Origin of the sequence: Marinobacter nanhaiticus D15-8W, assembly GCF_036511935.1 — a bacterium.
GTDB lineage: Bacteria > Pseudomonadota > Gammaproteobacteria > Pseudomonadales > Oleiphilaceae > Marinobacter_A > Marinobacter_A nanhaiticus.
In genome coordinates this window covers 4,550,243-4,574,474 of the sequence record NZ_AP028878.1, presented here as the reverse complement: position 1 = coordinate 4,574,474, position 24,232 = coordinate 4,550,243, and the positions used below count along the sequence as shown (strand labels likewise).

22 protein-coding genes are annotated in these 24,232 nt (G+C 54.7%); 8 read left to right on the top strand and 14 right to left on the bottom strand.

Translation table 11 applies throughout. The features are described 5' to 3' along the window. Positions 1 to 10: 10 nt before the first annotated feature. The 5 genes from RE428_RS20475 to RE428_RS20455 all read right to left on the bottom strand — a co-directional run bounded on the left by RE428_RS20475 (position 11) and on the right by RE428_RS20455 (position 4,900). A complete protein-coding gene (locus RE428_RS20475) occupies positions 11 to 1,513 on the bottom strand; it encodes a radical SAM/SPASM domain-containing protein (protein ID WP_169334058.1) in 1,503 nt (500 codons plus the stop codon). Between the two features lie 59 nt (positions 1,514 to 1,572). After that, positions 1,573 to 1,764, bottom strand: coding sequence for a hypothetical protein (locus RE428_RS20470; RefSeq protein ID WP_040882417.1), 192 nt, complete (start codon positions 1,762 to 1,764; stop codon positions 1,573 to 1,575). 186 nt (positions 1,765 to 1,950) lie between these two features. After that, complete coding sequence (locus tag RE428_RS20465) at positions 1,951 to 2,754, bottom strand: helix-turn-helix domain-containing protein (protein ID WP_004580312.1); 804 nt, start codon at positions 2,752 to 2,754, stop codon at positions 1,951 to 1,953. Between the two features lie 223 nt (positions 2,755 to 2,977). After that, positions 2,978 to 3,625 carry a DUF2268 domain-containing putative Zn-dependent protease gene (locus RE428_RS20460; RefSeq protein WP_004580313.1) on the bottom strand — a complete coding sequence of 216 codons (648 nt, stop codon included), beginning with the start codon at positions 3,623 to 3,625 and terminating at the stop codon, positions 2,978 to 2,980. 534 nt (positions 3,626 to 4,159) lie between these two features. Beyond that, the gene (locus RE428_RS20455; RefSeq protein ID WP_040882418.1) at positions 4,160 to 4,900 is read right to left on the bottom strand and encodes an SDR family oxidoreductase; all 741 of its coding nucleotides are present in this window, start codon (positions 4,898 to 4,900) and stop codon (positions 4,160 to 4,162) included. 101 nt (positions 4,901 to 5,001) lie between these two features. On the opposite strand from RE428_RS20455, the gene RE428_RS20450 reads away from it, so the two are divergent. Both RE428_RS20450 and RE428_RS20445 read left to right on the top strand, forming a co-directional pair. Beyond that, entirely contained in the window at positions 5,002 to 5,931 is a 930-nt protein-coding gene (locus tag RE428_RS20450) for an AraC family transcriptional regulator (RefSeq protein WP_004580315.1), read from the top strand. A gap of 154 nt (positions 5,932 to 6,085) precedes the next feature. Continuing rightward, positions 6,086 to 7,978, top strand: coding sequence for a sensor domain-containing diguanylate cyclase (locus RE428_RS20445; protein ID WP_004580316.1), 1,893 nt, complete (start codon positions 6,086 to 6,088; stop codon positions 7,976 to 7,978). 87 nt (positions 7,979 to 8,065) lie between these two features. Here RE428_RS20445 and RE428_RS20440 read toward each other — a convergent pair whose 3' ends face one another. Beyond that, positions 8,066 to 9,127 carry a serine hydrolase gene (locus tag RE428_RS20440; protein WP_004580317.1) on the bottom strand — a complete coding sequence of 354 codons (1,062 nt, stop codon included), beginning with the start codon at positions 9,125 to 9,127 and terminating at the stop codon, positions 8,066 to 8,068. A gap of 190 nt (positions 9,128 to 9,317) precedes the next feature. Between RE428_RS20440 and RE428_RS20435 the strand changes: the two genes are divergently transcribed. After that, positions 9,318 to 10,484, top strand: coding sequence for a DUF418 domain-containing protein (locus tag RE428_RS20435; protein ID WP_004580318.1), 1,167 nt, complete (start codon positions 9,318 to 9,320; stop codon positions 10,482 to 10,484). Between the two features lie 230 nt (positions 10,485 to 10,714). On the opposite strand, the gene RE428_RS20430 is transcribed toward RE428_RS20435, so the two are convergent. After that, complete coding sequence (locus RE428_RS20430) at positions 10,715 to 11,671, bottom strand: permease (RefSeq protein WP_004580319.1); 957 nt, start codon at positions 11,669 to 11,671, stop codon at positions 10,715 to 10,717. A gap of 97 nt (positions 11,672 to 11,768) precedes the next feature. Here RE428_RS20430 and RE428_RS20425 point away from each other — a divergent pair, with 97 nt between their 5' ends. The 5 genes from RE428_RS20425 (at position 11,769) to RE428_RS20405 (ending at position 16,719) form a co-directional block, all read left to right on the top strand. Further along, positions 11,769 to 12,620, top strand: a complete 852-nt coding sequence (locus RE428_RS20425) for a LysR family transcriptional regulator (protein ID WP_004580320.1) — start codon at positions 11,769 to 11,771, stop codon at positions 12,618 to 12,620. Between the two features lie 169 nt (positions 12,621 to 12,789). Then, positions 12,790 to 14,172 carry a ribonuclease J gene (locus RE428_RS20420; RefSeq protein WP_004580321.1) on the top strand — a complete coding sequence of 461 codons (1,383 nt, stop codon included), beginning with the start codon at positions 12,790 to 12,792 and terminating at the stop codon, positions 14,170 to 14,172. Between the two features lie 267 nt (positions 14,173 to 14,439). Then, positions 14,440 to 14,991: a type IV toxin-antitoxin system AbiEi family antitoxin gene (abiEi, locus tag RE428_RS20415; protein ID WP_004580322.1), complete on the top strand. Its 552-nt coding sequence runs from the start codon at positions 14,440 to 14,442 to the stop codon at positions 14,989 to 14,991. Continuing rightward, positions 14,978 to 15,886: a nucleotidyl transferase AbiEii/AbiGii toxin family protein gene (locus RE428_RS20410; protein ID WP_004580323.1), complete on the top strand. Its 909-nt coding sequence runs from the start codon at positions 14,978 to 14,980 to the stop codon at positions 15,884 to 15,886. Before abiEi ends, RE428_RS20410 begins: the two co-directional genes overlap by 14 nt. Before the next feature lie 269 nt (positions 15,887 to 16,155). Beyond that, on the top strand, positions 16,156 to 16,719 hold the full coding sequence (locus RE428_RS20405; protein ID WP_004580324.1) for a hypothetical protein: 564 nt from the start codon (positions 16,156 to 16,158) through the stop codon (positions 16,717 to 16,719). Between the two features lie 354 nt (positions 16,720 to 17,073). Here the strand turns inward: RE428_RS20405 and RE428_RS20400 are convergent, their stop codons facing one another. The 7 genes from RE428_RS20400 to RE428_RS20370 form a co-directional block, all read right to left on the bottom strand. Continuing rightward, complete coding sequence (locus tag RE428_RS20400; protein WP_004580326.1) at positions 17,074 to 17,361, bottom strand: hypothetical protein; 288 nt, start codon at positions 17,359 to 17,361, stop codon at positions 17,074 to 17,076. A 79-nt stretch (positions 17,362 to 17,440) separates the two neighbouring features. Further along, positions 17,441 to 19,663 carry a P-loop ATPase, Sll1717 family gene (locus RE428_RS20395; RefSeq protein ID WP_004580327.1) on the bottom strand — a complete coding sequence of 741 codons (2,223 nt, stop codon included), beginning with the start codon at positions 19,661 to 19,663 and terminating at the stop codon, positions 17,441 to 17,443. A gap of 129 nt (positions 19,664 to 19,792) precedes the next feature. Beyond that, positions 19,793 to 20,170, bottom strand: a complete 378-nt coding sequence (locus RE428_RS20390) for a hypothetical protein (protein WP_154660740.1) — start codon at positions 20,168 to 20,170, stop codon at positions 19,793 to 19,795. Positions 20,171 to 20,271: 101 nt separating this feature from the next. After that, the gene (locus RE428_RS20385) at positions 20,272 to 21,168 is read right to left on the bottom strand and encodes a hypothetical protein (protein ID WP_004580329.1); all 897 of its coding nucleotides are present in this window, start codon (positions 21,166 to 21,168) and stop codon (positions 20,272 to 20,274) included. A gap of 494 nt (positions 21,169 to 21,662) precedes the next feature. Continuing rightward, a complete protein-coding gene (locus tag RE428_RS20380) occupies positions 21,663 to 22,466 on the bottom strand; it encodes an ABC transporter permease (RefSeq protein WP_004580330.1) in 804 nt (267 codons plus the stop codon). Positions 22,467 to 22,478: 12 nt separating this feature from the next. After that, entirely contained in the window at positions 22,479 to 23,231 is a 753-nt protein-coding gene (locus RE428_RS20375) for an ABC transporter ATP-binding protein (protein WP_004580331.1), read from the bottom strand. After that, positions 23,228 to 24,223 (bottom strand): YVTN family beta-propeller repeat protein, encoded by a 996-nt coding sequence (locus RE428_RS20370; RefSeq protein WP_004580332.1) that lies wholly within the window; start codon positions 24,221 to 24,223, stop codon positions 23,228 to 23,230. The genes RE428_RS20375 and RE428_RS20370 overlap by 4 nt, the downstream gene beginning before the upstream one ends. Positions 24,224 to 24,232 lie beyond the last annotated feature (9 nt).

The window sequence follows — 24,232 nt, the reverse complement described above, 5'->3', positions numbered from 1 at the left end:
TCGTTATCCTTCATGTGGTGGGGTCGAGATCAAAAGTGGCCACTTCGTATGGCTGTATCGCTTCGATGTGCTTTCGGGTGATGCCTCGGTAGAAATCACAGGCCGATTCTTCTACCGCCTCTACTGAACCGAACTTCTTTTCAAGAGGACCCAGGCAAAGTCCACCGCAGAACCCTTCAATTTCACAGCCGTTGCAGAACGCTGGATTCTCCCTTCGTAACTTCGCATGTTCCAGGTAGGGTTCTTCGTTGAGGATTTTGGTTTCGTCGCGGATGTCTCCCAGCAAGGTCGAACCTGCCTTACAGGAGAAGACGGACCCGTTGGGCTCGATGCTGAACTGAGCCCCCTTGGCAGAGCAGTTTTTGAACCCGCGGTGACTGACCGTGTCGAAGCCCAGCATGACCTGGAATATCTGGTGCCAATAGCCCGTCAAAACCACGCCTTTCTCACGACCGTACTGCACGACCTGCCATAGTCGATCGACGATATTTCCAGCACCGTACTCGGAATAAAACGTGGGATCGAAGTCCACGACGACGCCAATTTCCTTGGCGCCAACCTCAACGGCCAAATCGACTATTCCCTCGTTAAAGTCGTCCCATGTGGCTGACGTCAGCGCCGCATTAAGGGCAACCCTATTGTTGTGTTGCTGGAGTTTTCTTAGTCCTTTCATGACGACTGGCATGCTGTCATCGCCATTTTTAAGCGGGCGGCTAGGGCTATTCGGCGAGTCCACGCTGACGCAGACGGCTACTTCGTAGTAGCCGAAAGTCTTGGCGACCTCATCGGTGATCAAGGAACCATTGGTTACCGTCGAGTAGTGGATGACCATGTCGTCCTTTTCACCGCGGCCGAAATGCTCCAAAACCGCATTGATGGTGCGCCAGTTCAGCAAGGGTTCACCCCCAAAAAACTGGATCATGACCTCGCGGACACCTTCCGAACGCGCAACTTTTAAAGCCGATCTCACGTAAGCAATACCGTCTTCCGGTTTCATTGAACGATTCTGGGGGCTGTACTGGTGTTCGAATCGCTCTTTGGAGGCATACATCGAGTCTTCGATGTTTACCTTGATACTGTCCTTCGCGATGATTCGAGACTCTTCGACCTTATTGAACTCGTCCTCAACCGACATCTCTTTGCCCTGGACGCCTTCAAAGCAGTACGTGCAGCCAAAGTTGCAGGCGTTGGCCAAAACGAGCTGGATGATATTTACTTTTTTCTCTATTTCCGGCGTTGAGCGCTGTACTCCTGGCGTCGGGCTTTCTACCAATACGCGCCTCGCAATAAATTGCTGGATCAGCTCTTCTTTTCGATCTTTAGCCTGGCCCTGCAAAACAGAGTCCGGCACATCCCTATCCTGCTTGAAGGTTTGCAGAACCTCTTGGCCAGCATCATCCAGGAAGAACAGGCCACCCAAAAGGCGGTGGTAGGTTGCTGTTCGCGTCCCAACCCGCTGTTGGATAATGTCTTTCGATAAAGTGAACGTTCTTTTTTCTACCGCACCTATCACAAAGCAGCCCTCGTTCTTTCGGTGTATCAACGGCCACCCTTTTGGGGTGGCCGGGCAAGCTACTTGGTCAAACGAGTGGCTAACTGCACACCTTCCAGACCGAGTGTGCCGCCAACGGTCCCGCCGACTGTACCGCCCACGGTTCCACCGACCGTGCCGCCAACAGTCCCGCCAACAGTGCCACCAACGGTCCCTCCGACAGTTCCGCCAACGGTTCCAGCAACCGGCTTGATTTTGCTGTCAACTTTCATAACACGTCCTTATAGAGTGCTTTTGAGTAGGGAGCCTTCGCCTCATTGAAAAGACAGAAAGCCTCGTCATGACTCTTCTAGATTCAACCGGGTGAGCAACAATACACTCGGGCTCTTTTCCGGAGTCCCGAGTCATTTTATTGATGGAGGCAGAAGGGGGTCTTGTATGATCGTGCAGGTTTGGGGCTAGTTGCGAAGCATGAGATCCACCCACTTTCCGGGGGGCAGCCCATAAGCTTTAGAGAAATGGCGCGTCATGTGACTCTGATCGGTAAACCCGCAGGCGGCGGCGACGTCCGCCAACGTCATTCCCGCATTGATCAAATTCTTGGCTCTATCCAGGCGCCGGAGGGTCAGATAGCGATAGGGACTTGTTCCAAACAAGGCACGGAAGTCCCGGGAGAGACTCCAGCGATCTGTTTCGGAGATTTGTTCCAGACGATCCATGGTAACCACCTCGTTTGAGGCGTCCAGCAAGAACTGTCGAGCGGTTTCGGCGGCTTTGTAGTTGAGTTTTTTACGTTGTTTCTTGTTCCCGGCTACATCGTTGAGAGCCTGCGCGATATCGAAGATGCCATCATCCTCTTCCAGGCTGTCCAACTGACACTCAAGGTTGGTCAGCATATTGGATATAGCGGAGACGATGCGCTGATCGGAGGATATTCCACCCGGGATAAACGGTAGCGGCTTGCCACCCAGTATTTGCTGAATGAGCTCTGGTGGAATGTAGAGGATCTTGTAGTGAAATCCCTCGTCAGTGCCGGCTTCTCCGTCGTGCAATTCATCTGGATGTATGATGACCGCATTGCCCGGCATGCTATGACGCATGGATTTCTGGTAGCTAAAACTATGCACACCATGGAGGGTAATTCCCAGGGCGTACGTGTCATGTCTGTGGGGCGAAAACCCATAACCGGAAAAGAAAGCCTCCATTCTTTCAGTCTTTGTGGTTGGGTATGAAACCTTGGTCCAGTCCTTCTTGTACTTCATTTGATCGTTCCGGTTTCAAATCAAATCCGTAGCTTCTTCGTTTCCAGAAGAAGGTTTAACGTCCCACGTTGCGTTATAAGACGTGCCTTCCTCTGTCTGGCTATCGCATAGACCTAGAATAACTCTGCCTGTGACCGGATCAACGTTAATGTGTTCCGAGTTCTTGATTCTCTGCTGGCCGTTTCAAAATAGCTCTCGCCGCTCAGCAACTGCCCCCGACAAGTCAATCCGGTAAATGGACGTAAAAACTTGCAGCGGGCTCATGCACCAGGGATGCCGCATCTTCTCCTGTATGTTGCTTTAGGTGCCGCTCGACGAGGGCGTACCCAAGGCTATAGCCGGCCCAACGTGGGAGAGGGCCTTGGCCAAAGAACCATTCCCCGTGCCGGTAGGCGTGCTCGGACCACCGTTCTTTCGCCCGCATTGCACAATCGATCAGTTCGTTCCCGCTTAAGGCCGATTCCCATGGTTCAGGCGCTGAGCCATAGAGAAGTCTGCAAAAATGGCCCGCCAATCCCTCGGATACCAAGGCCTCACCTAAGGTTTGCCCGTATCCCGGACCTCGCCAGCGCATTACATGGTGGAGTTCATGTGCCACCATGCGTTCGAACGGTTCGCCCATGTTGCTATCGAAGTTAGCGTTACCGGGGTCGAGCGTGAGCTGCATCATGGTGCCCGTTGGCGCATATCCCACGAAGCCCATGCAATCGATGACCTGCCCAGGCCAGACCTGGACTACCACATCCAGGCTAATTGGAGCCAATACCTGCTCCGCGCGATAACGCGCTTCCGATATGGCTTCACTTACGCGTTCGGTCCAGCCATCCAGCTGCCCACAGGCGTTCGCGTAATGCACCACCCACTGCGGCATATGGGTTCCTGTTCTAGGGATAGAGGGATCCATGGTTTTTTCTCTCGCTCCTGCCGGTGATACTTCCAGGCAGCGGCTTAGCCCGCCACCGGACTAATATACACGCCTCGGTCGGTTCCCTGCGTCTACCCGAACTTGTGCACTTCGACTAGAGGTGTGAAAACTAGTTCGATCTGACCCGGTTTTTCATGCTCCCGCATAGGACTACGCACGCTTGGAAAGCCAAGCTCGGAAAGTGCGATAACTTTGCTAACAGAAACAGGGCCAAGTTTGTCGACAGCCTTGATGCCGGCTGGCTAATGGGGCCCGGTTTTCTGTGCTTAGCGCAGCGACGAGGCTGGCGCTAGTGCCTGCGGGGTAGGGGATTGGCGGCTGCGGACTGGTCAACATAAAATAACAGGGTCAGGTCTTGCCTTTTGCTATCTGAACATAAAATAACAGGGTCAGGTCTTGCCTTTTGCTATCTGTGTGGCAGGGGCAAAACGCAAGACCTGACCCCGGGCTTCGCAAGACCTGACCCCGGGCTTCGCGTTTTTAACCCGCGTCAGCCATCATAATCGCATCCTCGCCGGCGGGAATCTCAAGCTGTGACGATGGGTCGGTTGCCGCAAGCCAGACCGCTTCGGCGACGTTGGTGGCATAAGTCACCGGTCCCGAGGCTTCCCTCATGCCGGCGAGTGTATGCTGTGCGAAGTCCGCGTAGGCTTCATGATCCATTCCCGCGAAATGCGCATTGGCACCAAACTGCGTCTCTGGCGACCGACCCGGCAATACCAGGTGCGTCCGTATGCCGAACGGCGCAAGCTCCACCGCCATTGATCGTGTGAGGGCATTTACGGCCGCCTTGCTCGCACTGTACACCGAGACCAACGGCAACGCTGCCAGCGTGACGCTCGAGCTGATATTGATGATGACACCGGCTCGGCGTTCGCGGAACTGAGGCAGTACGGCCTGTGTCATCGCGATGGTTCCAAACGTGTTGGTCTCGAAGAGCGCACGTGACTGCTCCAGTGAGGTGAGCTCGAAGGGACAGGCTGCGCCGATGCCCGCATTGTTGACGAGAATGTCGATAGGGCCTGCCATTTCCAGAGCCCGGCGAATGCTGCTCGGGTCCGTAACGTCGAGAGCCATGACCCGCAGGTGATCGGATTGGGGCAGTACGTCCTCTCGCGGGACCCGCATAGTGGCGATGACCTTCCAGTTGTGGCGGAGGAAGTGACGGGCGATTGCCAGACCGAAGCCGGAGGAGCAGCCGGTGATCATTACTGTTTTCATTAGGGGACCTTGTGTCGTATGTGAGTGAGCCAACACAATAGGCGTCCTGGGCCGTACTAACGACATCTAAAAGTCCGCATTTCTTTAGCAGGAGTCCGGTTATGATCGATCCGCTTGCGGAAGTGGTCTCGCTGCTCAGACCCAACGCTCGCTTTTCCAAGGTGGTCTCCGGTGCTGGCCAGTGGCGCATAAAGCGGTCGGACCACGGGCGGCCGTTCTACTGCATCGTATTGGACGGCGGGGCCCATTTCTCGGTGAACGGGCACGAGCCTCTTGAGCTCCAGCCCGGCGATTTCGTGCTGGTGCCTGCAGCGGATCGTATCGACATGTCCAGCCTTGAATCGCCACTCCAGGACATCGAAATGCAGCCCATTGCGGTCGGTGACGGCGAATTCAGGGTTGGACTCCAGGACGCTCCGCCTGACTTGCGGATGGTGGTGGGGCACTGCGATTTCGAATCACCGGATGTGGCCTTACTGGTCTCGCTGTTACCCAAGTTTATCCATATCCGTGGCGAGCACAGGCTGGGCATGCTGGTGAAGTTGGTTGGAGATGAGTCCCGTGCACAACGGCCGGCACGGGAAGAGGTCCTCTCCCGATTGTTGGAGGTGCTGCTGATCGAAGCCCTGCGATGTACGACGGGCACCTCGGCGTCACCCGGTCTTGTCCTTGGGCTTGCCGATATCCGCATTGCCAACGCCATTCGCGCCATACATGAACGACCAGCCTATGCCTGGACTGTTGCGGAGCTTTCACAGGAAGCAGCCTTGTCCCGTTCGGCATTCTTTGAGAGGTTCGTTCGCACCGTCGGCCTCTCGCCAATGGCCTACCTGCTAGCATGGAGAATGGCTCTGGCTAAGCAGCTCTTGAAACAGAGCCAAATTCGCATAGCCGATGTGGCTGAACACGTTGGCTATAGTTCGGCCAGCACCTTCAGTGTCGCCTTCTCGCGCCATGTGGGCATGCCGCCAAGTGAATACGCACTAACGGAAGGCGGGGAACACGCCGCTGTTACTGAACCGCTTGGGTAGCGAGTGGATTCGCGCATAAGGCGTTTGTGCGCTACCTACTTTTTCACGGTGGGGCTGCGTAGATCGTTTGATGCGCGGAGGAAACGGAATTAATGTGCACGTGCTCTGACCCATTTAAGACCCTTTTAACCCCTAAACGGCCAAAGAGTAACGCATGGCAGAGTTTACTGGCTCCAAAGCTATTGTTCTTGCTTGTCTCACAGGCATCCTCTACTTCATCGGCGCCTGGGTCGGTGTCACACAAACCATCACGCCTGACGGCATCGCCATTATCTGGCCCCCCAATGCCGTCCTGTTAACGGCTCTGCTGATCACCCCCCGGAGGGAATGGTGGTTAATAGCCGTCGCCGTAATCGTTGCCGAATGCGTTGCGGATGTACCGGCCTTCCCTCTGTGGGCCGCCGTAGGGTTTGCCTTTACCAACCTGTTCGAGGCTGTGCTTGCGGCCTTTTTGATCCGCAGGTTCGCCGGTGAGGGCTTCAGTTTTCAGACGGTGCGACAGTTGTCGGTGTTTTTGGTGTCTGCGCCGCTAGTCGCATCGGCATTTGCGGCCATCATTGGCGCGGGGATTTACGTGGCGCTGGGGCGTACGGACAACTCTTTCTTCGCCCTTTGGCGGCTTTGGTGGTTCGGGGATGCTCTTGGCTTGCTTTTACTGACACCGTTGCTGCTTTCCGTGTGGCATAGCCTGAAGGGCAATTGGCGTATCGATCGGGCCAGATCCGGGGAGCTGGCGTTGGTGTGGGGCGGACTGGTCTTTACTTGTCTCTATGCCTTCAACAGCACTTCCCTGGGGGACCTCCAGTTCCATCTAACCCCGATTATCGTGCTCCCTTTCGCCATATGGATAGCCACTCGCTTTGCTACGCTGGCGACCGCCGGCACAATCGCAATCATTGCCGGGATGGCGATTGTCTATCTCGTTCGTGGCGCCCACCCTTATGCACAGGCGTCACCTCAATACGCTGTCTGGTTGACCCAGGAATACTTGGCGGTGCTCAGCACCGTTTCGATCGGGCTTTCGGTCCTCACGCAGGAGCTGAGGCGCCAGCGAAATTCCCTGCTTCTGCAGGAGCGGGCAATGCTCGCCAGTAACGACGCAATCAGTATCGCGGATATGACATCTCGCGACATGCCGCTGTCCTGGGTAAATCCGAGATTCGAAGAGCTGTTTGGCTACCGGAAAGAGGAGGTTCTTGGCCGAAATTGCCGTTTTCTCCAGGGTGGGCACCGGGATGAGGCCGCGCTCGAAACCGTCAGGTGGGCGCTGAGAGAGAGAACCGCCTGTAGAGTGCAGCTCCAGAACTATACGAAAAGCGGGCAGCCAATATGGATTGAGCTCAGCTTGGCACCGGTTCACGACGTTACCGGACAGGTCACGCATTATATTGGTATTCAGCATGACCTGACCGACCAGCGGGAAACTGAGCAACGCCTGCGGGAAGCTACGAACGCGCTGCAGCAGCAGAATGTACAGCTGGAAGAAAAAGTGGAGCAGCGCACAAGATCCGTTGAGGCGTCCAATGCAGCCTTGTGTGCCGCTAACCAGAGACTTCAGACAATGGCCTATACAGATGTGCTGACAGGCATCGCCAACCGTCGTCATTTTTACGACCTTGGGGAGCGGGAGCTGCACAGGCTGAAGCTGGATGGTCGCACCGCTGTCCTGATTTCGCTGGATCTGGACCACTTCAAGAGCATCAACGATAGCTATGGCCATGAGGCGGGGGATGAAGTGCTCCGTCAGATCGTTAAGCCGGTACTGGAAAACATGCGACCGGGCGACCTTTTCGGACGCGTTGGTGGGGAAGAGTTCCTTATATTGCTTGCAGACGTCAGCGAGAGCGAGGCTAAGTCTATCGCCGGCCGTATCCGTGCCCAGATTGCGGCAACGCCGATCGACTATGGCGGCTTGGTGCTTCACGTTACGGCGAGTTTCGGTATCGCCAAGTGGGACCAGGATTGCAGCCTCGATGCTCTGGTTCGCCGGGCGGACCTGGCGCTATACGCCGCCAAGCATGCCGGTCGGAATCGAGTCCAGACTTGATGCTACAACGATTCGATCTGACCCCGAAAACCGAGGAAGGCGAGTCGGAATTAAATCAATCAGAGCCCAAGACTCGCTCAATATTCCTCAGTCTGCATTCCCCACGAGGCCTGCCTCATCTAACGCCCTGCCGATGGCCTGGTAGGCCTTTTCCGCTTCCGACAACGCGGCGTAATTTCTCGCACAGGCGGCGACTATAACTGCTTCATCGGGCTGCTGGGAATTGAGGAGGCCGATATCACAGGAGCGAGCTACCTGGGTCCCGGTTTTGTGGGCAAAAGGGGCGCCTGAGGGCAATCCGCCTGCAATACGGCGGTCGCCAGTTGTGATTTCGGAGAGATAACCCAGTAGCCGGTCTGTGTGAGCCTCATTTAAAAGTTCACCCTGAACCAATTCTTCCAGTAAGGTCCCGAAGACTTCGAGATTGCCCGAGTTGATCCCCCGCTGGTAATAGCGTTCGAAGGCTTCGCGCACGCTACCGGCATGCGCTTCGCTGACGGAAATGTCGAGTTTTTCCAGCAGCATATCGTAACGCGCCTTGTAGGTATGGGCGGTTTTCAGATCAATAAAATCCCTATTACTCAGCCTTGAAACGCTGGGGTGAACTTCGCTGTAAGCGTCATAGCGCACCTGGAGAATGGTCGTAATCGGCCCCAGGCCTGCAGGGACCAGGCGTGCAACCTCTTCATTGAACGATTCCTCGCCAAGGAAACGGATCAACATATCCGTTGCGGTGCTGTCGCTGTCGACAATCGATCGTCTGTTGAGCTCTTCCAGACTGTAACGGGCACCGGGGTCGACCCACAGCAGGTCCCCCGTACCGTCGACATAATCAGAGGCCCGTAGCGTGAGCTTCTGCTCGAGATCCAGGTCCTCGTCCTCGGCGCGTTGCATCAATACGATGGCAAGGGGGACTTTGATGGTAGACGCCAGATACCAGTCCTGGTCGGCGTTGTGGGCAATCTCCCGACCGTTACCCAGATGTCGGATGTATACCCCTAGATCGCCAGAGAATGTCTGGTCGATGCGTTCGATCTCTTTTTGCAGAACCGGGCGCCAGTCATCGGTCTGGGCCACGGCCCCTGAGGTGAAAACCAGGAGAGCCAGCAGCGCCATACCGGTACGCGGGAAGATAGATCGCAGGTTCATGGGCCTCCCTGTTTGCATGGCTTGAGAATCCTGATGTTTATGATGCTGCTTGCTGGTTCAACCGGGTGTCAATGGAAGGACGGTTACAACATGGTAGCTATCTGGCCATCGTCGGTTAAAACAGCTAGACAGGGTATCGGGGTATAACGGTTAAGCACGGACAGAAAACCAATCGCGGGGAGCAGCGGGAATGGCGAGCGAAAGTGGACGTATTGACAGTCTGGACGCCCTTCGAGGGTTTGCCATCTTCGGGATCCTTCTCATCAACATCCAGGTATTTTCGGGTTGGGGGTTTGTCGCCTCCGAAACAAGGCAGGCGTTAGCCTGGTCAGAATGGGACGAACCCATAGCCACCTGGCTGGACATCTTGGTGCGCGCCAAGTTCTACAGCCTGTTCTCCCTGCTTTTCGGCTACAGCTTCATGATGCTGGCCGAGCGCGTGCAGCATGGGCCCGTCCGCTACCACTTGAAGCGCATGCTGGGGCTGCTGGTTATTGGCACAGCGCACTCCCTGCTATTTTCGCCGTGGGACATCCTCATGCTGTATGGGGCGATGGGGTTCTTCCTCGGCGCCTTTCTGAGCGTTCGGGCGTCCATACTGGCTGCCTGCGGTGTTGCCCTTTTGATGATAACGGGTGTGGCGCTCTGGTTTGCCCCTCGATTGGGACTAGCGGATCTGGGAGGCAGTCTGTCACTGCGCCTCCTGCAGGAGAATGTTCCTGCCTTGAGTGGGGGGAGCTACCCGGAGGTGGTCGAAGCCAATGCCTATCTGAGTGTCAGCGTGTTCCTGGACCGCATTGAACATCTGCGGCCCCTGCGGGTAATGGCCATGTTCTTATTCGGGGCTGCCGCTGCCCGCCTACACTTGGCTGAGCGCGATTCGGGCCACGTCCGGCTATTGGTTGCGGTGGCACTGGCGGGGCTGGTGTTGGGCACCGCGCTGGCCATGGCGGAGGTAAAGCTGACGGAGGATACCCTGACGAGTGAGATGGTCAAGCTTGTCGGGGAGGTAGGCGCGCCGCCAATGCTCGCCATGGGCTACGGGGCGATTCTTTTGCTGTGGTGGCGGGGGAACGGGCTATTGACCCGGGCAGTTCGCTCGGCCCTCGCCCCGACCGGCCGCATGGCTCTCACCAACTATATCCTGCAGTCGGCCATTTGCATCTGCGTGTTCTATGGCATGTGGGGCGATCGTTTCGCCTCCCTTTCCCTCGCCGCACTGATGCTGTTTTCCGGGATGTTCTTCGTCGGCCAGATGATATTCAGCGCTGTCTGGCTCCGGATATTCACCCAGGGGCCGCTGGAATGGCTCTGGCGCTGGCAGATAAAACGCAAACGTCCAAGGTTGCTTAGATAGATGAGGTGGTTGGCCCTGGAGTCTGCGGGGTAGGGGGGCTTGGCGGCTGCGGGCTGGTCAAAATTAATTCGATCTGACTCCTGCCCCTTGAATTCTCAATAGAATACTCTCAGTAGAGTTACTCCGCCTACCGGGACGAAAGCGATCTGGCTGTTTCGTCCCGGTTTACCCCTTTGAACTGAAGCAGGGTTTTTAACTCACTGATTATAGATTTATTTCTCCTCCCTCCTTTAACCAAGCCACCCCAACGAATCGATAACCCACCCAATGAACAAAGCGCCGATGAGTCCCAACGTCAGGTAGAGTGCAAAGACGACAGGTCTCACCAGGCTCCAGACTGCTATCGCAGCATAGAAGCTGATCGCCGCGCCGGAGATCAGAAACGCCATGGCTGCGCCGGGAGACAATCCGGCGTCGATGAACCCGCGGAGGAGCGGCAGCGCGGCGTAGCTCTCGATGTAGAGCGGCCCACCGACGGCAACCGCTAGAGGTACGGCCCAACGGCTGTCTGTTCCCAGCAGTGTCGCAAGCCCGGAGCCTTCCAATTGGCTTCTTAGTAGCGCCTCGATAATCAGGGCAAGGGTAAGCCATCGACTCACCAGCCAGAATGTATCCAGCGCCTCATCGAACCAACGGGTAGGTGAAGACGCTTGGCAACCGGGCCCGCTAACGGGCGATATCGTGGTGCTGCGGAGCCATCGGGTATGCGGGAAACGATTCTCGACGCATAGCGCAACAACGCCCGCGACTACTCCTAACAGGAGTGCGGCGAACAATTTCGCCACTGCAAAGCCCCACCCCAATATACCGGCGGTCAGAACGATCATCCCGGGATCGCTGATGGGCGATGATAGCCAGAAGGCCATGGCAACCCCCAAAGGAAGGCCTTGCCGCAGAAGGGCTGCAACAATGGGGGCTACGGCAATCCCGCAAACAGGTGTAATGGCGCCGATAACACTCGCGACGATGATGCCTCGCATCGGCCCTTGATCCAGCAGGGCGTTGATCTTACCGACCAACCGACCGGACGCCGCCCAGCCCGCCAGCAAGGACACGAAGAGTATCAGTGGAAGAAGCTTGATTAGCTCACTGCCGACGGCCCAGGCGAAACCCGCATCCGCCCGTGGCCAGAAAGACCCGATGAGTAGTAACAGGGCTGAGAGCAGCCAGACCCCCGACAGCCGCATGGCTCCTCCTCACGATGACTTTCGGATGGCGTCAGGATGAGGGTAGAGTGAGGATAAGAAAAACGAATTTATCTTATTCGGCGTATCAGGATATCTGATGAAAACGAACTTGCGAGGTGACTGGCTGGTGACCTTCGTTGCGGTCGTGGAGGCCGGCAGCTTCACCCTGGCGGCGCAACGCCTGCATAGAACCCAGTCAGCAGTGAGTATGCAAATCCAGCAACTCGAAACGGCGGCCAATCACCAGCTTCTGATCAGGGATCGGACGGGTGTGGTGCCGACCGCGGCTGGCGAACAGCTCCTGCGGCATGCTCGTAAGGTCAGCGAGGCCATGAGCGATGCGGCGCATGTGTTCGATAACGCTGATGTTGCCGCGGGTATCCTGCGTGTTGGTATTCCGGAAGAATACGCCGGCACCGCATTGCCGAAACTCCTCAGCCAGTTTCAGCGGCGCCAGCCGAGGGTTCAGCTACAAGTGACCTGTGCCAGCAGCGATCAACTGGCCAGGGGGCTCAAGGCCAACACGTTGGACCTGGGCGTCCTCGTTGAAGATCGTGGGTATAGGGAAGGGAAGCCGCTGCTCTATGATCCGACGCTTTGGGTCATGTCAGGCACGTTCGAATTGCCAGCCGATGGCGAGCTGCCTTTGGTGCTATTCGACCAGCAGTGTTGGTGGCGCCAGTGGGCCTTGGATCGGGTCCAGGAAACAGGTGCCCCGTGGCGTATTGCCTATACCAGTGGCAGCATTTTTGGCGTGGCTGCTGCTATCAGCGCCGGGCTGGGTATCGGCGTCTTGGGGCAGAGCACACTGCCGGGGAATGCGGTTGTTGTTCCGGCAGGCACAGGTCTCCCTACATTACCGGGATCACACCTTATTCTGCATGTCGTCAATCCGGAGGCTCCGGGTGCAAGCGAAATGGCTGATCGAATCGAAGAACATTTCAAATAGGCCCGGAAGATATTCTTACTCAGGCTTCTTTAACTTTTAATGTGCTCTGCCTCGTTTTATCTAACGCACTCCGCTCTGACCGGCTGGTTGGGTCGGCGGACCCACACGGAATCTGCGTTACACTGCACCCTTTCACCCTCCGTTCCCATCCAGCCACCCCAAGGATTCTATGACGCCCGACCACCACGACCTCTGGTTCCTGCCGCTCGGCGGCACCGGCGAAATCGGAATGAACCTCAACCTCTACGGCCACGATGGCCAGTGGCTGATGGTGGATTGCGGGGTGACCTTTCCCCGACCCGGCCGGGTGGTAGCGGACGGCACGGTACACCAGCGCGGCGAACCGCCGGTGCAGATGGCTGATCCCGCCTTTATCGCCGACCGCCGGGACCAGCTCGAGGGCCTGATCATCACCCACGCCCATGAGGACCACGTGGGCGCGGTGCCCTACCTGTGGCCGCTGTTGCAGTGCCCCGTCTACACCAGCCGCTTCACCGCCGAGATCCTGCGCCGTAAGCTGGCGGAGTTTGACCTGCTACACCGGGTGCCGATCCATGTGGTGGACGTGGAAGAGCGCCGCTCCATCGGCCCGTTCCAGGTGGAGTGGCTGGCCCTGACCCATTCCATCCCCGACCCCAACGCCCTGATGATCCGCACCCCGGCCGGCAACATCTTCCACAGCGGCGACTGGAAGCTGGACGACGAGCCCCTGGTGGGCCATGGCTACGCGCCGGGTACGTTCAAGGCGCTGGCAAAGGAGGGCGTGGCGGCTATGGTCTGCGACTCCACCAACGCCACTGTCGCCGGCCATTCCACCTCCGAATCTGCTCTGGAAAAAGGCCTGCTGGCCGCAACAAAGGACGCACCGGGCCGCGTTATCGTCGCCTGCTTCGGCAGTAACATCGCCCGCCTGCACACCCTCGCCAACGTCGCCCGGGCAACCGACCGCTACATGGGCCTGCTGGGTCGCTCCCTGGTCAACATGAGCGGCGCCGCCAAAGCCGCGGGCGTCTGGAACGCAGAGGACCACCTGATCAACCCGTCCCACCTGGGTTATCTCCCCCGGGAGGAAGTGCTGGCCGTCGCCACCGGCAGCCAGGGCGAACCCCGTACCGCCCTGCGCCGCATGGCCATGGGCACGCACCCCGACGTGGAGCTGGAACCCGGCGACCGCGTCATCTTCAGCGCCCGCGCCATACCCGGCAACGAAGAGGCCATCGACGCCCTGATCGTCAACCTCAAAGAGCTGGGCGTCGAAGTGATCACCGCCGAAGACGCCGACCTCCCCATCCACGCCTCCGGTCACCCGGCCCAGGATGAATTGCGAGCCATGTACCAGTGGGTGCAACCGGACGTGGCAATTCCGGTTCACGGCGAGGCGGAACACATGGAAGTCCATGCCAGCCTGGCGCGGGCCTGCGGCGTGCCCAAATCACTGCTGGGGCGGAATGGGGATCTGTATATGATCCGGCCTGTGCCGGGGATGCGGCGGCAAGTGGCTGAGGTTGGAAGGCTTGGATGGGAAAGAGGGGAGTTGGTGAGGGTGGTTTGAGTAAGCAGGTGATCGCCGGAATGGTGAAGCTCACGTTCCACTCGACTATCTTATTGTGGCGCACTTGCTGACCCTGATCGCGTATGAGGTCCTGCCAGAGTTGGGGAAAACTGGCTTTAGTTGTTGCTGTTTCGCCGGAAAGCTGCATGTTCTTCGGCGTAGGGTTAGTTCAATCTGCCCCTTTTTTCGCCCCTGGTATGCCTGTCCTTGATAACTTCCTGGTCAGCGTTTTGTTATACTATCCATAACAAAGCGCGGAGTAAGACCATGCAACCCCTACAACGCCTTGAGAGATGGCTCATCTCCTCCCAGTCAGAATCCGGCGGCCGGCTTTATCCTGCTGCTGCTTTCCGCTCGTTGTTTCCAGATCTGAGCCAGGGGGCGTACCGTGCACTACTCCACCGCGCCGAGCGGCGAGGACTGCTTGAAAGGGTATGCCAGGGTATCTACCAGTATCCCGGAGCCCCGGATCAAAGTGGCCTTATCCTTTTCCACGCTGCGGCCCTATTGCGTGCCCGGCATTTCAATTACATCAGCTTGGAGACGGTACTGAGCGAAGCGGGCCTCATCTCCCAGATGCCGATGTCCTGGATTACCGTGGTAAGCACCGGGCGATCGGCCAAAGTGAACTGCGGCCGGTATGGCACGATAGAGTTCATCCATACGGAGCGTCGTATGTCCGATGTGGTAGAGCACCTCCACTATGATTCCGCTCACCATCTCTACAGGGCGGATAATGAGTTGGCCCTGGACGACATGCACCGATTTAACCGCTCAACCCTCGACCTGGTACAGGATACAACCGATGGCAGTGTTTGACGCTCTGGTAGACGAAGCGCTCCGCAATCAGCAGGAGTTGAGGGCCCTACGCGCCGTAGTGGAGAAGGAAATCCTGCACCACGATATTCTCCGAGAGCTGAGCCAGGCTGATATGTTGCAGCAACTGACCTTTATTGGTGGTACCTGTCTGCGAGCCTGCTATGGCTCAAACCGACTGAGCGAAGATCTCGACTTCACCGGAGGGGCGGACTTTTCCAAGGCTGACCTGGACAAGCTCAAGGAGACCCTTGAAAGCCGTCTGCAAGAGAAGTATGAAGTACCCATTACCGTGACCGAACCCAAGGCTGAAAAGCAAGGCAACGTGGATACCTGGAAGCTCAAGGTGAACACGGCGCCGGACCGCCGGAACATGCCAGCTCAGAAAATTCACCTGGATATCTGCTCGGTGCCCAGCTACCAAGTCGAACCTCGAACGCTCCGGAACCACTATGGCATCAATCTTGGTACCGAATCCCTGATCATCAACACCCAAAGTCGTCAGGAAATCTTCGCCGATAAACTGGTGGCTTTTGCCATGCGGCCAGGGCGGCTGAAGTATCGTGACCTCTGGGATATTGCGTGGCTGACGCAAGGGGGCATTGAACCGGCGTATGAACTGATTAGGGCAAAGCTGGGCGACCACGGTGAAGATCCGCAGGCGTTCCTTCAACTGGCGGACGAACGCCTGCGCCTACTGGCTGAGGACGAGCAACAGAAAAGCGGGTTCCAGTTCGAAATGTCGCGGTTCATCCCGCCCGAACGCCTTCAAAGAACCATTCAGCAGGAGGGGTTCTGGCTCTACCTGGTCAACACCGTGACGGAAAAGGTACGCCAGGCGCAGGAGCAAGTAGAGGAAGGCCAATCTGCTGGCGCAGGTCCAGAGTTTCCGATGTAGGACGCCCCCTGTACCCCCTGGAAAGTAAGTCTGTCCCGGTCTCTTCTAGTGTCTGCGGGGTAGGAGGATTGGCGGCTGCGGCCCGGTCAAAATTAATTCAATCTGACCCCGGGCAGGAACTTGGGCCCCGGGAACTTGATGCGATTTACTTACGATTTTCTGGACGATCATCAACAAAATAGCAACTGAAGCAATGCGCGAAAAACGGCACATTCAGTGGCTACCGCTCCTCGCCTGGGGGCTTTGATCGTATTGTCGGAATCATAATAATGATAGTTGATACCAGGATTTTAAGTTTTGTTAAAAATGCGGTCCTGATTGTGGGGTCGTTCCTTGCTCTAACGAAAGCTTTTTCAGAAGAAAGTTATATTTATCGGCCGGCGCATGGCGAAACATGCTATGAGATAAAAGAGCACAAGATCGAGTGTGGCCGGTTCAATGCTTCCAGTATTATCTTGTCAAAGAAATATGGCGTTATTGCCAATGGGGCAGATGTCAGGGCGTCGTTTAGCGCTGGAACTCACCCTGGGGATTATCCTTTTCTTAGGCGGCTGGCGATAAGATTAGGCTATGTGGACTTTGTGGATTTAGATTCATACACCAATAAAACGGCCTTCTTATGGGAAGAGTATGATCTCGATTTTAAAAACAAAATAATAGATCGATATAGCATGATCGCAAATACGCCAGAAATGAAGCGTAATCTGTCAGAATATTTACGTGCATGCATTGATTACTGGGTTGACCCGAATGCTACATATAATGAGCGAAGCGAGGATCCGACGTTAGCAGAAGTTGCCGCATTATGTGTGGCGGATAGTGGCGTGTTGTGAATACCAGAAAATCTGGTAATCAGGATGGATAGGTCGAGAATGCACAGGTTCAGGTTTTGCCTCTTGCTATCTGTATGGCAGGGGCAAAACGCAAGACCTGACCCCGGGCTTGTGCACGAAAGCTTAGTGCAGGATGGAGGCGATATGATCTATGCGCTCGTATTATTGCTGCTTTTAAGAGCGGTGGATTTTCCAATATTTCGCGTCTCTACTTTTTTTGAGAAATGAGCAATGCACAGGATTGGATCTTTTCTTTGCCACGGAAGTATAGTGATGGAAAAAGGCGAGATCTGACACCAGATTTACTTCAGTCTGATCAAGATTAATGTACTCTCACCCCATTAGCTCTCAAAGTTATTGTAAAAACGCATGCACGCTGAATGTAAAAATAATAATGATTAATACCTCAAATAATATCAGATTCAGGAAGCTTCCAGATTTATCGTAAACAAAATAACCATAAGCGATCATGCTACCGCCCCAAAAATAAAAGAATACCAATTGGGTCAGGAAGCTAACGATAAAGCTTGGGACAATGTCGGGAAGCAATATATGGGAAACCAATGAGGCTACAAAAGCAACGGCAAAGCAGCCTTGAGAGACAAGCCAGTACTTTACTATCTGCTCTGATGGAGTTTTCATTCGGTTCTGTTCAGGTTTATTTTGTCTAGTGAATGGGCTATGGAGCGCGGCTGATAAAAAATGCTTCAACCTGATCCGTTTAATTCTGACCCAAGGTGAGATTGACGGGCCTAAAAATAAATCTGTCCCGGTTTTTCCGCGAAAGTTGAAAAATCTTTTTTGTAACTTCTCCTGGCTTAGACCCTTCAGCAATTAAATCTAAAACATCAGATTCATTCATCTCAGAGTTGCACCCGATAAATGAATAAAGAACATTCTCAGATTCTGGCGCAATATCCCTCAATTCGTAACCGATATCCCTGAGAAGATCCGATGCGTACGCCGACAGCCCTTTTTCAATATCAGACTCGGATATAATTTCATGATTTAAGTTAATAGCAAAGCTTTTGCAGTGATTGATCAAGTTTAACAAGAACCGCGGCCTCATTAACGATCTATCGATGAAGTACTGAGATGACTCTTCGCCTTTATAGTGACTTACGATTATCTTCAGCCAAGCTTCGACGAATTCAGTGTCCTCATCCAATCCATTAGCAATAATCCGCAATCTAACCAATTCTCTAAGCAGATCAGGATCTGTCCAATCCAACAGAACGCTTGCTTCTTTCCCTCGATCGGCCGTTTCTTTTACAAGAAGTTCATACACATCATTTCTCAAGAAAACTGCTGTTTTTATATCAAGCTCTTTTTTTCCAAATACCCTTTGAATTTTTCTTGTCGCATCAATTAAAGCCCGGATTATTAATAGATCATTATGCTCCAAACCCGACGTAGGCCATCCGTTATCGATATTGTCAAACAAAAGCCACAGTGTGCCTTTGTGCTCCATGTAACTTAGCAATTCTTTACGCAAAGCCTTTACATCATGCTTGTAAAGTAATTGCGTAAGATCAGAGGAGGAAAGGCTGACCTTTTCTTTTCCAGAGTGAATGGACTCATACTCAGAATACACCTTTTCCATAAGCTGCGACATGCGCTCAGAAAAATCACCATCTGAATCATAGTCATCCACATTATATAAATTTGCCAAAGCTCTATAACCATCATAAAGCAGATGGTCATGAATATGCCTTTTCTTATCTTTTTCCAGTATTTTGTAGCAAATCTCAAGAAGTAAGACGTACTCCCAGAAGGCTGTTATTGTATGCAGATAGGTTCCTTCTTCTAGAAACTTGAGAATTCTTTCTTTGAATTTTATTAATTTATAGCCGTCGGGCTTTAAATCTAAAACTATATTCTTGCTTCGGTTTCTATCTCTCTCAATATCTCTTATTTGCAGAAAAATCGCTGATTTTCCCGAACCCTTTCGTCCAATAACAAGATGAGCTTCCCCTCGCAATGCTTTAAGATATTGATCTGTCTCTAGATAATATGCGTTCAAATCCCGCATTTCGTTTTCGGCTGACGATGATCCTAAATTTAATTTCTTAAGAAAGGATCGTTCAGGTAGCTTTTTCTCTTCCGCTTTCTCTTGAAACGCTCTGGCGACATCGCTAGCAAAGTCAGCAATATGATCATTAACATCATCCGGATGGTAAGTTACGTTAACAAAATCCCTGTAGTCTAGGGGTACAGGTTCATCGCCATTTTGTAGTATTCGAAATGCCTTGCCCATACCCTCAGATAATCCTGCGATAAACGCGGCGCGCATATTATGAATAGCGTGTCCAGATGAGGTTTTTGATAAGAGGGGAACAACGATTCCGTAGGAAGACGAAACTTGATTAATCGCATCATACGCCGAAAGGCGTGGCTGTTCATTTGGATCAAAATTTCGGAAAATATAACCAGACTTTTTTATTCGAGAGACTATTCGCCCAGACCAATCGGTTTTATATGGCGTTTCTAGCAGGTAAACGGGTGCTTGCCGGTTGACTCGTGATGAAATCTCTAAGGGCGCTTTTTTCGAGGCTTCCAAGATAAAAGACTTCAGTTCCTGTGAGTTCTGATACTCTCTATAACCAAGAGTATCGAATATGCCAACTTTATCAGCCATTAACTCTTGGTTTTCGATACTTTTATTCTTGGTCAGCAAGACTCTCTTTGATTTTCCAATCGCATAGCCAATTTCATAAGTCACATTGAAGTTTAGCTTCGTTATATCTGCGATCAGGAAATCAGCTTCGTCAATCCCATTTAAGACTTCAGTTGAAATAAAATGACCAATTATGTCCAGTTGAACCCATGTATTGACGTGAACGTCTGACTGAGATCGATTGTACTCATCAACCGCTTTTTCGATACATTGCCCTATCTCATTTGGCTGTGATGGGTACGCATAAAATCCAGTCAATTCACTCATCTCCACTTTTCCTTATTCTGTAACGTCCACAGGCTTGGCTTGCATAGACGCTTGAAGCATGCGCGACCATGGAATGGAGCCGAAGGCGCAGTGTAATGGGCGTCGCCGTGCCTGCACTTGTTAATTTCTCTAGCAGAACTGAGGCGTAGCTCGAGAACAACCGCCATCGCTTGCGCCGCCACTAAACAAAAGACTAATAGCGCCCGCAATTAGAACAGTTACAAACGCGTATTGAGCCGCCTTGATTGCAACACCGCCGACTGTTGGTACAGCTTCGTCCTCTTTCAGCCCTTTATCCCGTGAGCCAAAAAGTATGACGAACCAGATCACATAGATAATCCCAAACCCAGGAATTGGATAGCTTGAAATCAAAATCACTGAAATCGGCACTACAAAGAGAGCTGCTATACCGATCAGGAAGCTCCACTCTTTCCATATGATCGCAGACCATAGTAGGTAAATGAGCCCCAGACCGAACACTATTTGTACAATATCCAGAAGCATCACTATCGGTACGGACCTCTTTAAAAAATTAACGCCGCCAGCATGCGCGGCTACGGAATGGAGGCGAAGCCGCAATATAGTAGACGTCGCCGTGACTGGCATTGTTAAGGATTCTTGCCGAATATCTTTGAGTACCAAGGCGGACGCTGTTGTTCCTTCTTATCAGTTTGAGTTTTGAAACCTTTTAGCCAGTCCTCATACTTTTCTTCAGCCGGGAATAGTCCTGCATCTTCGGAGCCGCTGAAATCTATGCGATAAACCTTAGGTGCCTCACCTTTGTACCGCTCCAAAAGCCTAGCCCTAATGCACTCTCCGTATTCCTGAAGGTCACGGCATAGTAACTTGCTGAAGAAAATCACATCGTCAGCGTAAAGCACAATTCCGTTCAGTGAATCTACAAATTCAGTACTCACAGAACCATCACTTAACGGATAGCCGAAGTAAAAATTTGCCTTCTCTTCTTCTGAAAACTGTTCTTGGTCTCGTACTCTCAAAATTGCCGCATCCCTGACCTCAATTGCTGCTTGCAGCGATGTCATAGCCCCATCAATGCTGGCTGCGGCAGCTATTGGCCGCCCGTTAATGTTGAGCGTCTCGTAGACTTCTCGGTTCAAAACTTCAAGCGGGGTTTTGGGCACGTATACTCTGCGGAGATCCACCACAAATTCAAAAACGTGTCCACGATTGGGGTTGGCTCGCACAGCCTTTAATTCTTCAGATTTCTCAGAAAACTGTTGATACATTCCAACAATTTGCTGTTTCTTGAGACCGAGAAAGGCATTGCAGATTAAATACGAGGCCATTATGGCCGAATTTGTGGCTCGTAATTGCTCCAAGTACGCTTCTCTTTCTTTAGCTTTTTCCGCAATCCTATGGGCTGCGGTTGCACCCGCAAAGGCTCCTGCCAACGCGCCAATCAAGGATGAAAAAAATTGAGAATTCGCAAGCGCGGCGAGCCTTTCCCATCTCAACAGTGATAAGAACGACTCAAAAACTTCCATGAGAAACTCCTTCCCTTAACAGCCAATTATACGAACGCGTTCTGATAACACCCGTCCGTATAATTCCAAGATAATTTGCAAGTAGCTCAAGTTTTCCATTAGAAAATCAAATGTTTATAGCTGCGCTCCAAAGCTCACCACGAAATTATACGCCCGCCTCCAATCCGGCGCAGGGGCGTATAACTCCGCAATCGGATATCTATACCCATTATTTGTCAGACATATACGCCAAACGGCATGGATTCTTGCGAACGCATTCGTATAACTCGGCCCTACACTCAACAAGATGAGAAGTTACGACTTCGTCCTCAGGAAGGAGAGAAAAAACAGAAAAGACCGCCACCCATCCCTCCATGAACAGCCCCAGAAGCCCAAGCAAGCTCCCAGCTACCTGCCGCCCGCAGCGTCAGATAATCAGCGCTCCCAAAAGAATAGACGACCCACCAAACCCTGCATGACGTCAATCAGAAAATTCCGTAAAACGATGTAAAAAATCAGCCCGCCTTCACCCCAATAATCCTCGTCCTCTGAGGCCGAAACCCCACCGAAGCCCCAATCGCCAGCACCCCCGTCACCCCCACCAAAACCCCAAACGCCACCGGGCTCCACTCGAGATAAAGCGCAAACCGAATCGCCTCAACAGCATGGGTAAACGGATTCACCTGGCAGATCCAATACAGCACCGGACTGGCATCCTGCATCTTCCATAGCGGATACAGCGCCGAGGAGAGGAAGAACATCGGAAAGATCACGAAGTTCATCACCCCGGCGAAGTTCTCCAGTTGCTTGATCCAGGTGGCGATGATGAGGCCGAGGGCGCCGAGCATGAGGGCGGTGAGGAGCAGGGCGGGGAAGACGGCGAGGTAGCCCATCGGCGGGGGCTCGACGTCGAAGAACCAGGCGATGAGCAGGAACACATACACCTGGGCGACGGACACCACGCCCATGGCGAGCAGTTTGGTGACCAGCAGGAAGGGGCGGGGCAGAGGGCTCATGAGCAGCACGCGCATGCTGCCCAGTTCCCGGTCGTAGACCATGGACAGTGCACCCTGCATAGAGTTGAACAGGGTGATCATGCCGCACAGGCCGGGGGCGATGTAGGTTTCGTAGGTGATGTAGGTGTCGTAGGGCGGGATGATGGACACGCCCAGTACGGCGCGGAAGCCGGCGGCGAAGACCACCAGCCAGAGCAGCGGGCGCACCAGGGCGCTGGCGAAGCGGGTGCGTTGCTGCCAGAAGCGCAGCCATTCGCGGATCTGGATGCCGACGAAGCAGTGCCAGTAGTGGGCCGGTCGCATATCAGTCTGCCCTCATGTTTGGCTGGCGGTATCCGCCCGGTGTTGGCTTTCGCCCGTGAGGGCCTGGAACGTATCCGCCAGGGTGGGCTGGCCCTGGGCCTGGCAGATGGCGTCGCCGTGGCCGTCGGCGAGGAGCTGGCCTTCGTGCAGGATGAGGATGCGGTCCTGCGGTTCCACTTCCTCGATCAGGTGGGTGGCCCAGAGCACGGTCAGGCCGTCGTCGGCGCACAGGCGGCGGACATGGGCGTTGAGGGCCTTGCGGCTGGGGACATCCAGGCCGACGGTGGGTTCGTCGAGTAACAGCAGGCTGGGGTGGTGCAGCAGGGCGCGGGCGATTTCCACCCGTCGGCGGTGGCCGCCGTTGAGCTGGCGCACGCTGTCGTTGGCCCGTTCGGTGAGGTCGAAGCGGGCCAGTTCGGCGTCGCAGCGTTGGCGGGCGGCTTTCCGGGCCATGCCGTGCAGGGCGGCGTGGTACATCAGGTTCTGACGCACGGTCAGGTCCAGGTCCAGGGCGTTCTGCTGGAACACCACGCCGATTTCCTGCATCGCGGCGGCGGGCTGTTCACGCAGGGAACGGCCCCGCAACTTGATATCGCCGGATTGCAGTGCAAGCAGCCGGGTGATGAGGCCGAACAGGGTGGACTTGCCCGCGCCGTTGGGCCCGAGCATGGCGTGGAAGGCGCCGGGGGTCAGGTCGAAACTGACCTCCCGGAGCACGGGCCGCCGCCCGTACTGGAAACTGACGCGATCGACTTCGATGGTCATGCTTCTGGGGATTTGGCCTCAGGCGTGACGACCACCCCCCAGGGGTAGCGGCCCACCTTGATGGATTTGATGACCACGAGGTCGTCCACATCGATGACGGAGACATCGCCGGTCACGCCATTGGTGGTCAGCAGCAGGGACTCATCCGCGCTGAAGTCCAGTTGCCACACGCGGCCACCCACCAGCAGGTAGTCCAGCACTTCATAGGTCTGGGCGTCCACCACCGCCACATGGTTGGCCGGGCCGAGGGCGACGAAGGCGTACTTGCCGTCCGAGGTGAGCTTGATGCCCACCGGCTGCACCTTGTCCGGGTGCACGCCGTTGATCTCGAAGGTCAGCGTCTTGAGGATCTTGCGGTCGTCCACGTTGACGATGGTGACGGTGCCGCCGATCTCGGAGGAGGCCCAGGCGATCTTGCTGTCCTTTGTGAACTCCACATGGCGCGGGCGCTGGTCGACCACGGTGTTGTCCACCAGTTCGAGGGTCTCGGTATCGATCCAGTGCAGCATGTTGGTGGTCTCGCTGGTGTTGACCGCCCACTTGCCGTCGGGGCTCACCGCCATGCCTTCGGGTTCCAGGCCCACGTCGATCTGGCCCAGTACCTCCTTGGTCTTTACATCGACGATGGTGACGATGGCGTCGTCCTCGTTGGCAATATAAAGATGGCGGTTATTGGGGTGCAGCGCAAACTGCTCCGGGTCTTCGCCGGAGGGTAGGGTGTCGACGATCCGGCGAGTGGCCAGGTCGAGCACCTGCACGGTGTCGTCGTCACTGGCGCAAATGTATAGCAGCGTATTGTCCTTCGACATCAGGATGCCCCGCGGGCGCTGGCCGACGTCGATGGTGTTCACCACCTCCAGGCTGTTCATGTCGATCACCGACAGGGTGTTGTCCTTCTCGTTGGAGACGTAGGCCAGGTCGGCGAAGGCGGGAGCCAGTAACGTGAAGGTCAGGCCGAGGGCCAGGCTGAGCGCGTGCAGGGGGTTGTTCATTGTGTTCAC